This is a genomic window from Flavimobilis sp. BM9, from assembly GCF_058313055.1.
Genome location: NZ_JBZEMO010000001.1, coordinates 664,794 through 676,885 on the forward strand (window position 1 = coordinate 664,794; position 12,092 = coordinate 676,885).

Genomic DNA, 12,092 nt, shown 5'->3' on the forward strand with positions numbered 1-12,092 from the left:
GACTAGAAGACCCAGGAGCAGACCGGCGCGACGGGCCACGCGAACGCCGCCGACGCCGTCGCGAGCGCACCTGTCGTGTGCTCGACGACGTGACCGCCGAGCGCGAGCTGCGCGAGCGTCATGCCGCCGAGGTACGCCGAGCCGAGTGCGCGCACGTCGAGCGAGAGGTCCGGAGACGCATCCGTGCGCACGGCGGTGGCGGGCTCGAACGGCTGCGCGGTGACGCGGTACGCCCCCGTGTTCTCGGGCAGAACCTGGTCCTGCACGTGCAGGACGAGGTCGACCGCTGCGGCGTAGCGCCGCTGCGCGAGGGCCGCTGCGGGGTCGACGACGCGCACCCACAGGTTGTCCGCCCGTCGCGCCTGCGCCGACCGGGGGTCGGCGAGCAGCTCGAGCAGCGCGTCGTCCTCGGGGAGCATCGACGCCTGGGTCTCCGCCATGAGGTCGAGGTCGAGGAGCGTCGCCCACAACGTGCGCGCCGCGGCAGGGTCCGTCACGACGGCCTCGGAGACGTGGACGACGCCGCGCGGGCCCGGGACCTCCCAGCGCGACTCGCGGCGCAGGATCGCGTAGGCGCGCGGCTCGCCGTCGCGCTCGACGATGACGATCCGCTGCGACTCCTTGCCCTCGCGAAACGCCGGCGGGTCGGCGAGCCGACGGCGCGCCGTCAGCGAGTCGTACCGGACCGAGCCCGGGCGGTTGAGCAGCGCATCGTGCGGTGCGTCGGTACCGAGCGGTCGGCGGCTCGCCTCGGTCGCGATCGTGTCGATCAGCGCGCCGTGACGCTCGACCGACAGCTCCTCGATCCGGACGGTGCCCGACGCCGCGTCGTCGGCCGTGAGCGCAGGACGCAGGGCCGCGCCGCGCGGCACGGTCACGCGCAGGTCGTTCGCCGCGAGGCCGTAGCCGAAGCGTCCGTAGATCGTCGCCTCGGCCGCGAACAGCGCGGACACGGCCTCGCCACGCTCGCGGCACGCAGCGAAGTGGTGGTCGATCATGGCGCGCAGGATGCCGCGGCGGCGGTGCTGCGGATGGACGACGACCCACGTGAGGCCGCCGACCGGGATCTCCGCACCAGGCACGGGGAACTGCGCGAACGGGCGTGAGCCGTGCATCGCGACGAGCTCCGACCGGACGGGGCGCGCACCGTCGATCGGCACGGCGTCCGGGTCCTCGGCGTCGGTCACGACGCCGACGAAGCGGTCCCAGTGCAGGGTGAGGCCGATCTCGACGAGCGTGTCGAGGTCGGTCCCGGTCGGGAAGCCCCACGAGTCGAGCGCGAGGATCTCGCGCTGGTCCTCGGGGCGCAGCGGACGCGTGCGGTAGCCGGTGGGGAACGTCATGCCTCCACTCTCGCAGCGGTCGGCGCGCCGCGACCAGGGCATTTCCCGTGTCGGCGGAGCACGCTAGCGTGGCGCGGGTGGACGACGAGTACGTGGAGGCGGTGCTGGACGTCGTCGACCAGATCCCGCCGGGACGGGTGATGACGTACGGGGACATCGCCGAGGTGGTGGGTGCGCGGCTCGAGCGCGGCGGCCCACGTCAGGTCGGTGCGGCGCTGCGCGTCGCCGGAGCTGCTGTGCCGTGGTGGCGGGTCGTCAACGCGGCCGGTGACCCGCCCGTGCACAAGCGTCTCGAGGCGCTCGACGTGCTCCGCGCAGAGGCCTGCCCCATGACCGACGACGGACGCGTCCGGCTCTCGGCAGCCCGCCTGCAGAAAATGGCGTGACGCCCGGCCACCCGGCACGGGAACATTTCCGGGACGCCCGCTGTTGTGGGAGTCAGCAGGGCAGGAAGCAGGAGCGCGCAGCGATGCAGCGCACCGCTCGACTGAGCGCCGGGAACACCCGACGCCTCGACAGCCCGCACGCGTCGGTCTCCCGTCTGTGTCGCACGGGGGACGACGACGCATCGGCGTGAGGTTGCCCGGGTCCGTTGGCCCGGACCAGCCCGCGACCGAGGGCACCACGGTGACGGCCCCGAACAGCTCGGGGCGGTTCAACGACCGGGACGATGACAACCGCCGGTCCGGGCACCGTGGCGCGGCACCCAGCACAGTCGGGCGCCCCGGCCATCAGACCGGGGCGCCCGACGGCGTCGGCAGGCTCAGACGGTGAAGCGGCCCACCTGAGAGCGCAGGTCCGCAGCCATCTGGGCGAGCTCCGAGATGGCGGCCTGCGTCTGCGTGATCGTCTGGGTCGTCATCGAGGCAGCACCGGCGACAGCGCTGACGTTGCTCGCGATCTCGCTCGTCCCCATCGCGGCGTCGGAGACCGACCGGGAGATCTCTGCGGTCGTCGCGGACTGCTCCTCCACGGCGGACGCGATCGAGAGCTGGTACTCGTTGATCGAGCCGATGATCTCACTGATCTCTGCGATCGCCCCGACGGCGCCGGTCGTGTCGGTCTGGATCGCCTCGACCTTGCGCGCGATGTCCTCGGTCGCACGCGCGGTCTCCTGGGCGAGCTCCTTGACCTCGGAAGCGACGACGGCGAAACCCTTGCCCGCCTCACCAGCACGGGCTGCTTCGATCGTCGCGTTGAGGGCGAGCAGGTTCGTCTGCTCGGCGATCGCGGTGATCACCTTGACGACCGCGCCGATCTCCAGGCTCGACTCTCCGAGGCGCTCGACGCGTTGCGTCGTCTCGGCGGCCTTGTGGACGCCGCGGGCCGCGACGCCGGCCGCGTCGTTGGCGGACTGCGAGATCTCGTTGATCGCAGCGCCCATCTGCTCGGCGCCGCTCGAGACGGTCAGGACGTTGCGGGATACCTCGTCGGCCGCCGTCGCTGCGACCGTCGACTGGGCTGCGGTCTCCTCAGACGTCGAGGTGATCTGGAGCGCGGAGGCGGAGAGCTCCTCCGACGCGGCTGCGACGGCCTGGGACGAGCCGGACACGGACTCGACGAGCTCCCGCAGGTTGGCGAGCGCGATGTCGATCTGTGCGGCCATCTGACCGATCTCGTCCTGGGAGCTGACACCTGTGGCGGTCGTCAAGTCACCTGACGCGAGACGTTCGGCGGACGCGCCGACGCGACGCACGTTCCGCAGGATCTCCTTCGTGACGACGAGGCCGAGCGCACCCGATGCGAGGAGCCCGACGGCGAGCGCCACGACCACCTCGATGACCGCGATCCTGGCGTTGGACCTTCCCTCAGCGGCCCGAGCAGCTGCCTCGGTCTCCTGAGCGGCGGTCTCTTCGTTGAACGGCTCGACGAACGCCGTCAGCATCGGCCGCATGGTGTCTTGGAAGTGCTTGGCGAAGAGGTCCGCCTGTCCGGAGTCGGCGTAGCCGAACAGCGTTCCGTCAGCTTCGTCGTAGAACGCGGCGAGCCCGGTCGCGAACGAGTCGAATGCCGCGGCGTTGATGGTGAAGGGGCGGTACTGCTCGATCAGGGCCTCGACCTCGGCCCGGCGTTCCACGAGCTCGGTGCGCAGCTCGGCACGCGTCGCCGTGTCCGCGATCCCGTACTGGACGACCCGGGCGCGGTCACCTTGGAACGACCGCTGGATGTCGTTGAGGGTCACCATCGGCTGCACGTTGTGCGTGTACATGTACTGCTGGCCGGAGGCGACCTTGTTGATCTGGAACACGGCGAGGAGCCCGGTGACGATCGCGGCAAGCGCCATGACCGCGATGGCGGCGCCGATCTTGACGCCCAGAGGCCGGCCGGACAGAAGGGAGGCTCGCTGCTTGGCGGGCGACGGTTCCATGGTGCTCCTCGTTCGGTGAGAGAGATCTCGGTGCTCTCGTGATCTCCATCCCTATCGGCACCAGGTCGTGAACATGACGAGGAACAGCGGGTGAGGACGCGGCGGAGGTGTCTGGCGCTCAGGTCCGAGGCACGGCGCGGTCCGCGAGGACGTACGACGCGGCGCCTGCGACAGCGGCGACGGTGAGGACCGACGGCCACGCTCCGATTTTCTTCGCGAGCGGGTGGGAGAGCCCGAACGCGGCGACGTACGTGACGCCGAGGACCGCGGTCTGCGGGATCCCAGCGCGCGCCCACGTGCGGCCCGCGGCGATGCCCGCCGCGGCGAGGGCGACACCTCCGAGAGCGCGGACGCCGGTCGCCCGGGCGACGGCGTATCCGCCGACGAGGCCGGCGGCGGTGAGGACGGACGACGGGACGGAACACGTCTGATCGGTCATGCGCCGAGCGTATCGGCCGTGGACAAGGTCCGGGTTGGCGTCGGCGCGGCGACGCTCAGCCGAGCAGGCCCGGCGCCGACGCGAGGGCGCGCAGGGTCTGCTCGTCTGCCTGGAACAGCATCGTGGTGACGGCCGTCGACTCCCAGGCGGCCATGCCCGCCGCGACCTGCGGGAGCGTGCCGACGAGCGCGACGTCGCGCACGAGCTCGAGGGGGATGGCGGCGGCAGCCTCCGCGCGCATCCCGCCGAGGTAGAGCCGCTGGACGTCGTCGCACACCTCGCGGTAGCCGAGGCGTGCGACGGCTTCGAGGTGGAAGTTGGCGCCCTTGGCGCCCATCCCGCCGATGTACAGCGCGAGGAACGGGCGGACCTGGTCTGCGGCGTCCTCGATGTCGTCACGGACGACGATCGGGACGGTCGCGCACACCTCGAAGGTCTCGCGCGGCGAACGCGCCTCGGATCGCCGGTCGAGGCCTTCCTCGAGGGGGCCGCGGAGCTCGGCGTCGAGCCGGGGCGCGTAGAACAGGGGGAGCCAGCCGTCGGCGATCTCGCCGGCGAGGGCGACGTTCTTGGGCCCTTCAGCGGCCAGGTGGATCGGGATCGCGGGTCGCAGGGGGCGCACGGTCGAGTGCAGCGCACGGCCAAGCCCGGTCGGCGCGTCAGGGCCCGCGTCGGGACCGGGCGCGGGGAGGGGGAGCTGGAAGAACTGGCCGTCGTACTGGACGCGCTCGCGGGCGATCACCTGGCGCACGATGTCGACGAACTCGCGGGTCCGTGCGAGCGGGCGGCGGAACGGTTGGCCGTACCAGCCCTCGACGACCTGCGGTCCGGACGCTCCGAGCCCGAGGACGGCGCGCCCGCCAGAGAGGTGGTCGAGCGTGAGCGCAGCCATCGCGGTCGCGGTGGGGGTGCGGGCGTACATCTGGGCGACGGCGGTGCCGAGCCGGACGCGGGACGTCGCGGCGCCCCACCAGGCGAGCGGGGTGAACGCGTCGGAGCCGTACGCCTCGGCCGTCCACACAGAGTCGAGGCCGAGCGTGTCGGCCATCCGGACGGCCTCGGCGACGCCGGGCGGGGGGCCGGCGGACCAGTAGCCGGTGTGCAGTCCGAAGCGCATGCGGGCTCCTCGTGGTCGCGGCCGGTCGTCGTCGTCCGGCGCTGAGCGATACCCAGAGTCTCAGATACCTGCGCCGTGCGCCAGAGATCCTGTGCGCCAGAGGTCGCGTGACCGAGGGGGCCCGCGTGCCGCAGGGCCCCTGCCGGGTCAGCGTGCGCGGTCCGCCATCGTGTTGAGCAGCGCGGCCGCAGTCTCGGCGTCGTCCACGGTGACCACGAGGCGCTTGCCGCCGGAGTGGACGACCTCGATGCCCTCGCCCTTGCGCATGACGATGCCGATCGTGCCGCCGACGCCGGTGCGCCAGCCCCACCCGCCGAACTCGGGGAGCGGGTGCACCTGGCGGGCGTCGGCGCCCTCGACGCTCGTCGCGGGGACGTGGATGCGTGGCCAGCCGACGGCGGAGCGCACGTCGAGCCCTCGCGCGTCGACCCGGACGGTCCAGACGAGCATCGTCGCGCCGAGCGCAGCCAGGGCGGCGGGGATCGTCAGCATCCACCACTGTGCGGTGAGGACGGCCATGGTTCCGGTCAGGACGGTCGTGACGACCATGATCCATGCCCCTGAGCGGCCGGTCACCTGCCGGATCCACACCGCGCGCTCACCCTCGGGAAGAGGGAGGCGTGGCGCGGTCGCGGGGACGGGTGCGGTCGCAGCCTGCACGACGTCGCCGGGTACGAGGAGCCAGGCGACGAGCGCACCGATCGCGATGGCCGCGATCAAGGAGACGCCGAGGGCGAACCCGACGTCACCGGCCTGTGCGGCGTCCTCGAGTCCGCGCTGCTCGGCGAGAGTGAGGAGCTGGATCCCACCGAGGAACACGGCCGTGCCGACGGAGACGCCTGCGGCGAGGCGCCGGGTCGAGGACGCCTGGCCCCAGAAGTGGCCGATCGCCCAGAACGTCAGCGCGAGGGCGACGAGGGTGCCGCCGAGCGTGACGACGGAGCCGACGACCGAGGAGAAGCCGTCGGGTCCGTCGGTGCCCCAGTGGGTGGCGACCTGCTCGGGGAGGTCGTCGCGCCACGAGAGCACGACCACCGTGGTGACGGTCTGGAGCGCGAGCGGCACGGCGAGGGTGAGCAGCGCGTTGCGGCCGCGGTGGGGGACGGCTGCCTTCGCCTGGGTGGTGCGTGCGGTCGTCATCGCAGGGCCTCCTTGAGCAGGGCGGTGGTGGTCTCGGCCGTGACGCCAGCCTCGCGGCTGCGTTGCACGACGACGGCGATCGCCTGACGTAGTGCGGTCAGGTCGGGTGCGGGGGCGTCGGCGATCACCGCTCCGCGACCGCGGCGCAGGTCGACCACCCCTTCGTCGCGCAGCTCCTGGTAGGCGCGCAGGACGGTGTGGACGTTGAGGTCGAGCGACTCGGCCAGGGCGCGTGCGGCGGGGAGCCGCTCTCCGGGCGCGAGCTCGCCTGCTGCGACCGCGAGGCGCACCTGGGTCGCGATCTGGGCGAAGAGCGGCTCGGGAGCGCTCGGGTCGATCCGGAAGATCATGCGACAACCCTACTTGTTCTAAGGCAACTAGAACAAGCAGGGTTGTTGTGGGACGCGTCTCAGATCATGTACTCGATCAGTGCCGGGTCCTCGAGAGGCGTGACGGCACGCTCCTCACGCTCGACCGCCGTCGTCTGCCGCACCTTCGCGGGGACACCGACCGCGACAGCACCGGCCGGGACGTCCTTGACGACGACCGCGTTCGCACCGATCTGCGCGTCGTCACCGATCCACACCGGCCCGAGGATCTTCGCGCCCGCGCCGACCACGACACGATCACCGACCGTGGGGTGGCGCTTGCCGTGCGTCATCGAACGACCCCCGAGCGTCACGGAGTGGAACAGCACGACGTCGTCGCCCACGACCGCCGTCTGCCCGATCACGACGCCCATGCCGTGATCGATGAACAGGCGCCGACCGATCGTCGCGCCCGGGTGGATCTCGACGCCCGTCGCCGCACGCGTCGCCTGGGAGATTAGGCGCGCGGGCAGGCGCAGCACCGGCACGCGCCACATGCGGTGGGTCAACCGGTGTGCCCACAGCGCGTGCAGGCCCGGGTAGGCGAGGGCGACCTCGATGCGGGTGCGCGCGGCCGGGTCCCGCGAGATCGCGGCCTCGAGGTCCTCGCGAAGGATCTGGCGGGCGCGCTGCCAGGCGGTCATGGTGCTCCTCGGTGGGCGGCGGAGAGTGCTGGGGCGAACGCTGGTGGCCGCCCGCCGGAGCGGGCGGCCACCAGCGCGGGGTGTCAGTCGAGCAGGTCCGCGTAGAGGATCGTCGACAGGTAGCGCTCGCCGAAGGACGGGACCACGACGACGATCAGCTTGCCCTTGTTCTCGGGACGCTTGCCGATCTCGAGGGCGGCGTGGATCGCGGCACCCGAGGAGATGCCCACGAGCAGCCCGTCTTCCTTCGCCGCGCGGCGTGCCACCGCGACGGCCGTCTCGGCGTCGACGTCGAACACCTCGTCGTAGACGGTCGTGTCGAGGATCTCGGGGACGAAGTTCGCGCCGAGGCCCTGGATCTTGTGCGGGCCGGGCTGGCCGCCGTTGAGGATCGGCGACTCGGCCGGCTCGACCGCGACGATCTTGACGTCAGGCTTGCGCTCCTTGAGCACCTGGCCCACACCGGTGATGGTGCCGCCCGTGCCGATCCCGGCGACGAGGATGTCGATCTGACCGTCAGTGTCGGCCCAGATCTCCTCGGCGGTCGTGCGGCGGTGGACGTCCGGGTTCGCCGCGTTGGCGAACTGGCGGGCGAGGACGGCGCCCGGACGCTCCGCAGCGATCTCGTTGGCCTTGTTGACGGCGCCCTTCATGCCCTCGGAGCCGGGCGTGAGGATGAGCTCGGCGCCGTACGCGCGCAGGAGTGCGCGGCGCTCCTTCGACATGGTCTCGGGCATCGTCAGCACGACGTCGTAGCCGCGCGCCGCACCGACCATCGCCAGAGCGATGCCCGTGTTGCCCGACGTCGCCTCGACGATCGTGCCGCCCGGCTTGAGCTCGCCGGACTTCTCCGCCGCGTCGATGATCGCGACGCCGATGCGGTCCTTGACCGAGTTCGCCGGGTTGTAGAACTCGAGCTTCGCGACGACCGTCGCCTCGACGCCCTCGGCGATGCGGTTGAGCTTGACGAGGGGGGTGTTGCCGACGAGGTCCGAGACGTTCTCGTAGATGCGTGCCATGACTTCCTCTTCAGGTAGTCCCGCGGTGCGGGGGAGGGGCCGACGGTGCGGCAGGGAGGTGAGGGTGCTTCTGGGTGCGGCGACGGTTCGCCAGAGATGGCCTGGGCCACGGGAGAGCGCTGGGTGCGGTGAGCGGACCGCAGGACGACCCGCGGTGCGCGAGGCCGAGGTGGGGCCAGCGCTCTACAGACAGCGACAGGGGGCTGCGCAGCAACACGGCTGGCAGCACAGGACGGGAGCGGCAGCGCACGTGTGCACGATGAGCCTCCCAGGTCCCGAGGGCAGCGCCGCGGTGGGCCTGCCTGCTGTGTCCGGCGCGCCGAACAGCGCGCACGTGGGGAACGTTAGCCGTGGTGAGGGGGCTGAGGCAACGCCGTGTCAACCAGTGAGCGGCGCTCGTGCCTGCGATGGAGCGGATGACGGGAATCGAACCCGCGTAATCAGTTTGGAAGACTGAGGCTCTACCATTGAGCTACATCCGCGTGCAGCGCCCACAACGAGCGCCAGCCCGGATACCTTAGCAAAGATCCCACGGCGCCTCGGCCCCTGCCGCTCGCTTCTGGGCCGCCCCCGCGATGCGCCGGGAGAGGCCCTACACTCGACCGGGAGCACCCCGTCTGACGGGGCTCTCGGGGTGTGGCGCAGGTTGGTAGCGCGTCCGGTTTGGGACCGGAAGGTCGCAGGTTCGAATCCTGTCACCCCGACCATGAGTTCCTGACAGAACTCAGCGAGTCTTGTGACAGAACCTCCCGCGTGAGGCCCCTGAGGGGCTTCGGGCGGGAGGTTCTGTCGTTCCCGGGGGTCTCAGGGGGCCTGGCGGGGTGGGCGAGGGCGGTGTCGCGCTCGCGGGAGGTGCGCTCTAGCAGGCCGTGAGCGGGGTGGCACCGTGCTCGGCGGCCCGTGGCTCCCGTGAAAATTGATGTCGCGTCGTCGTGCGGTTGTCTAGGGTGCGGAGCATCGCTGACGCCTCTCGCCACGATCGCTCCGTTGTGCGGCCCGGTGGGGGCGAACAGTCTCGTGCTCAGCAAGACAGGGGGACTCCGTGGTGGCACTCGAGATGGACGACGTCTCGCGCAGCTTCGAGACCGCTGGCGGCGAGCGCACGGCCGTCGCACACCTCTCCCTGCACGTCGATCCTGGCGAGATCCTCTGCCTGCTCGGTCCGAACGGCGCCGGCAAGACGACGACCGTGCGGATGGCGTCCACCCTCCTGCGCCCCACGTCGGGTCGAGTGACGATCGCGGGCGTCGACGCCGTGCGGGACCCTCGTGGGGCCCGGCGCGGCCTCGGGCTCGTCCTCGGCGGTGACCGGGGCTTCTACATGAGGGCCTCCGCCCGGGAGAACGTGCGGTTCTTCGGCGTGCTGCAAGGACTGACCTCCCGGGAGGCCCGCAGGCGCACAGAGATCGTCCTCGAGCAGGTGGGCCTCGCGGACCGGGCGTCGGACCCGGTCGAGGCTCTCTCCCGCGGGATGCGACAGCGGCTGCACATCGCTCGTGCGCTCACGTCGTCGCCGCAGCTCCTCCTGCTCGACGAGCCGTCGACCGGCCTCGACCCGCAGACGGCGCGTGACCTGCGGTCGCTCGTCCGCGGTCTCGTGGACGACGGCGCCGCAATCCTCCTGACGACCCATGACATGCGTGAGGCCGAACAGCTCGCGGACCGCGTGGCCGTCATCGACCACGGGCGCATGGTCGCGCACGGGGGAGTGCCCGAGATCGCGCGGTCGGCAGGCGTCACGTCCGTCGTCAGCTGGCAGGTGCCTGCCGACAGCGCACCGCCGACAGGGGCGCTCGAGAGCATCCCCGGCGTCCGCGCCGTCGTGACGAGCGAGCGCAACGGCATCACGACGGTCGACGCGCTCCTCTCGGGGACGCCCGGGACCGTGGCCCTCGTCCGTGCGGCCGCGGGGCTGGGCACGCTGGCCGGGCCGGCCGAGCGACCGGCGACCCTCGAAGAGGTGTACCTGGCGCTGCTCGAGCCGGTCGCCGCATGACGGCGTCCCGCGACCTCCTGGCTCTGCCCGCTCTCGCGCTGTTCCAGGTGAAGCAGCTCGCCCGGACCTCGTTCTTCCTGCAGACCGCGCTCGCGGCACCCGCCGCGTTCATGCTGCTGCGCCTCACCGCGGGCGCGGACTCGCGTGACCTGTGGTTCGACGGCCTCGTCGCCGGAATCTGGGCGACCACGACGACGGCGACAGGCATGCTCGGCTATCAGCGCTACCTCGGGACGTTCGAGCTCCTGCTCGCATCCTCGCGCCGTCCCGGCGTCGTCCTCGGCGCGATCTTCACGGCCGCCGCCGCGCTCGGCCTCGTCGGCCTGCCTGTCGCGGTCGCGCTCCAGGTCGCGTCAGGGAGCGCGCCCGTCGTCGGGTCACAGCAGGCGCTCGGCGTCACGGTGGGGCTCGTGGCGTGCGTCGCGTCAGCCCACGTGCTCGCTGCGGCCTTCGTCGCGACCCGCCGAGCGACGGCGTTCGAGCCGCTCCTGCTCGTCCCGGTGTGGCTGCTGGTCGGCGTCGTGATCCCTGCGCAGGCCATGCCGCGTCCCGTGGAGATCCTCGCGTTGCTGCACCCGCTGACGAGCGCGGTGCGTGCGGAGCGGGCGGCGACGCCGACGGACGCGCTCACCTGGGCGCTCGCGTCGCTCGTCCTGAGCGTCGGGTGGCTCGTCGTCGGCGTCCGGCTCCTCGCGCGAGCGCAAGCGCGCACCGCCGTGCGCGGCACGAGCGGGGTGGCGTGATGCGAGACCTCGTCGCGAATGTCCAGGCCGGCGCTCTGATCGCCTGGCGGACGCTGCCCGAGCTCGGCAGTCCGACCCTCGTCGTCGTGAGGCTCGTCCTCGTCCCGGGATTCACCGCGCTCTTCTACCTCGCGATCGCGAGCCGTGGCGACCTTGGCGACGCGACCTTCGGCGACGCTCTCGCGGCCGCGTGCGTCGCCGCTGGCGTCGCGGCAGCGGTCTCCTGCGCGACGCTCCTCTCGTTCGACCGCTTCGAGGGCACGACCGAGCAGTGGGCGCTCGCGGACCGTCGGGCGGCGTCGCTCGTCTCGATCGGGCGCAACGCCGTGGTCCTCGCGCTCGGGTTCTGCTCCGGCGTCTCGAGCATCCTCGCGCTCGCGGCCTTCCACGCCGTCGACCTGCCCGACGACGGAGGGGTCGGCCTCGCGGTGGCGTGCCTGCTCGTGGCGTCGCTCAGCGGCGTCGGGCTCGGTCTGTTCGTCGGCGTCGTCAGCGCGACGATGCGTGACTCGTTGCTCCTCGTGAACCTGACCGAGCTCGGTCTGCCCGTGCTGTCGGGCGCCGCCGCGGCGATCACGAGCCTGCCGGCTCCAGCGTTCTGGTTGGCGGCGGCCCTGCCGACCGGATGGGTGACCGAGGCGGCGCGTTCTGCGGGCGCGGCACATTCCGCGGGCGCGGCACATTCTGCGGGCGCGGCGCAGCCCGCGTCCGGCTACCTCGTCGCAGCGCTCGTGACGGGCGCCGTCTGGGCGGCTGCAGCCGTCGCCCTCGGGGCTGCGCGTGCACGACGTCGCCGGGACGGGCGCAGCGTCGCCACCTTCTGACGGTCGCACGTCACCGGGTCCGGCTCGCGTACCCGCAAGCCCAGCGATGGCGTAGGATCGACGGGTTACCCGCGCGCCGGTGCGTCTGCCC

12 protein-coding genes and 2 tRNA genes are annotated in these 12,092 nt (G+C 72.1%); 5 read left to right on the plus strand and 9 right to left on the minus strand.

Going from position 1 to position 12,092, the window contains the following annotated elements:
* Nucleotides 1–2 precede the first annotated feature (2 nt).
* Complete coding sequence (locus AC4F3Q_RS02975) at nucleotides 3–1,343, minus strand: GNAT family N-acetyltransferase (protein WP_491038660.1); 1,341 nt, start codon at nucleotides 1,341–1,343, stop codon at nucleotides 3–5.
* Between the two features lie 77 nt (nucleotides 1,344–1,420).
* Between AC4F3Q_RS02975 and AC4F3Q_RS02980 the strand changes: the two genes are divergently transcribed.
* Nucleotides 1,421–1,729, plus strand: coding sequence for an MGMT family protein (locus AC4F3Q_RS02980; protein WP_491038661.1), 309 nt, complete (start codon nucleotides 1,421–1,423; stop codon nucleotides 1,727–1,729).
* Between the two features lie 377 nt (nucleotides 1,730–2,106).
* Here the strand turns inward: AC4F3Q_RS02980 and AC4F3Q_RS02985 are convergent, their stop codons facing one another.
* The 8 genes from AC4F3Q_RS02985 to AC4F3Q_RS03020 all read right to left on the minus strand — a co-directional run bounded on the left by AC4F3Q_RS02985 (nucleotide 2,107) and on the right by AC4F3Q_RS03020 (nucleotide 8,920).
* On the minus strand, nucleotides 2,107–3,711 hold the full coding sequence (locus AC4F3Q_RS02985; protein ID WP_491038662.1) for a methyl-accepting chemotaxis protein: 1,605 nt from the start codon (nucleotides 3,709–3,711) through the stop codon (nucleotides 2,107–2,109).
* A gap of 118 nt (nucleotides 3,712–3,829) precedes the next feature.
* Nucleotides 3,830–4,150 carry a hypothetical protein gene (locus AC4F3Q_RS02990; protein WP_491038663.1) on the minus strand — a complete coding sequence of 107 codons (321 nt, stop codon included), beginning with the start codon at nucleotides 4,148–4,150 and terminating at the stop codon, nucleotides 3,830–3,832.
* Between the two features lie 55 nt (nucleotides 4,151–4,205).
* Nucleotides 4,206–5,267 (minus strand): LLM class F420-dependent oxidoreductase, encoded by a 1,062-nt coding sequence (locus AC4F3Q_RS02995; RefSeq protein WP_491038664.1) that lies wholly within the window; start codon nucleotides 5,265–5,267, stop codon nucleotides 4,206–4,208.
* 147 nt (nucleotides 5,268–5,414) lie between these two features.
* A complete protein-coding gene (locus AC4F3Q_RS03000; protein WP_491038665.1) occupies nucleotides 5,415–6,407 on the minus strand; it encodes an SdpI family protein in 993 nt (330 codons plus the stop codon).
* The gene (locus AC4F3Q_RS03005) at nucleotides 6,404–6,757 is read right to left on the minus strand and encodes a GntR family transcriptional regulator (RefSeq protein WP_491038666.1); all 354 of its coding nucleotides are present in this window, start codon (nucleotides 6,755–6,757) and stop codon (nucleotides 6,404–6,406) included. Before AC4F3Q_RS03005 ends, AC4F3Q_RS03000 begins: the two co-directional genes overlap by 4 nt.
* A 59-nt stretch (nucleotides 6,758–6,816) precedes the next feature.
* Complete coding sequence (gene epsC / locus AC4F3Q_RS03010; RefSeq protein WP_491038838.1) at nucleotides 6,817–7,506, minus strand: serine O-acetyltransferase EpsC; 690 nt, start codon at nucleotides 7,504–7,506, stop codon at nucleotides 6,817–6,819.
* Nucleotides 7,503–8,438, minus strand: a complete 936-nt coding sequence (gene cysK / locus AC4F3Q_RS03015; protein ID WP_491038667.1) for a cysteine synthase A — start codon at nucleotides 8,436–8,438, stop codon at nucleotides 7,503–7,505. The genes epsC and cysK overlap by 4 nt, the downstream gene beginning before the upstream one ends.
* A 408-nt stretch (nucleotides 8,439–8,846) precedes the next feature.
* Nucleotides 8,847–8,920: transfer RNA gene (locus tag AC4F3Q_RS03020), tRNA-Gly, on the minus strand.
* Nucleotides 8,921–9,068: 148 nt separating this feature from the next.
* On the opposite strand from AC4F3Q_RS03020, the gene AC4F3Q_RS03025 reads away from it, so the two are divergent.
* From AC4F3Q_RS03025 to AC4F3Q_RS03040, 4 genes are all read left to right on the plus strand, one after another.
* A tRNA-Pro gene (locus AC4F3Q_RS03025) sits at nucleotides 9,069–9,145 on the plus strand.
* A 335-nt stretch (nucleotides 9,146–9,480) separates the two neighbouring features.
* Complete coding sequence (locus AC4F3Q_RS03030; protein ID WP_491038668.1) at nucleotides 9,481–10,434, plus strand: ABC transporter ATP-binding protein; 954 nt, start codon at nucleotides 9,481–9,483, stop codon at nucleotides 10,432–10,434.
* On the plus strand, nucleotides 10,431–11,177 hold the full coding sequence (locus AC4F3Q_RS03035; protein ID WP_491038669.1) for a hypothetical protein: 747 nt from the start codon (nucleotides 10,431–10,433) through the stop codon (nucleotides 11,175–11,177). The genes AC4F3Q_RS03030 and AC4F3Q_RS03035 overlap by 4 nt, the downstream gene beginning before the upstream one ends.
* Nucleotides 11,177–12,001, plus strand: a complete 825-nt coding sequence (locus AC4F3Q_RS03040; protein ID WP_491038670.1) for an ABC transporter permease — start codon at nucleotides 11,177–11,179, stop codon at nucleotides 11,999–12,001. Before AC4F3Q_RS03035 ends, AC4F3Q_RS03040 begins: the two co-directional genes overlap by 1 nt.
* The last annotated feature ends 91 nt before the right edge of the window (nucleotides 12,002–12,092 follow it).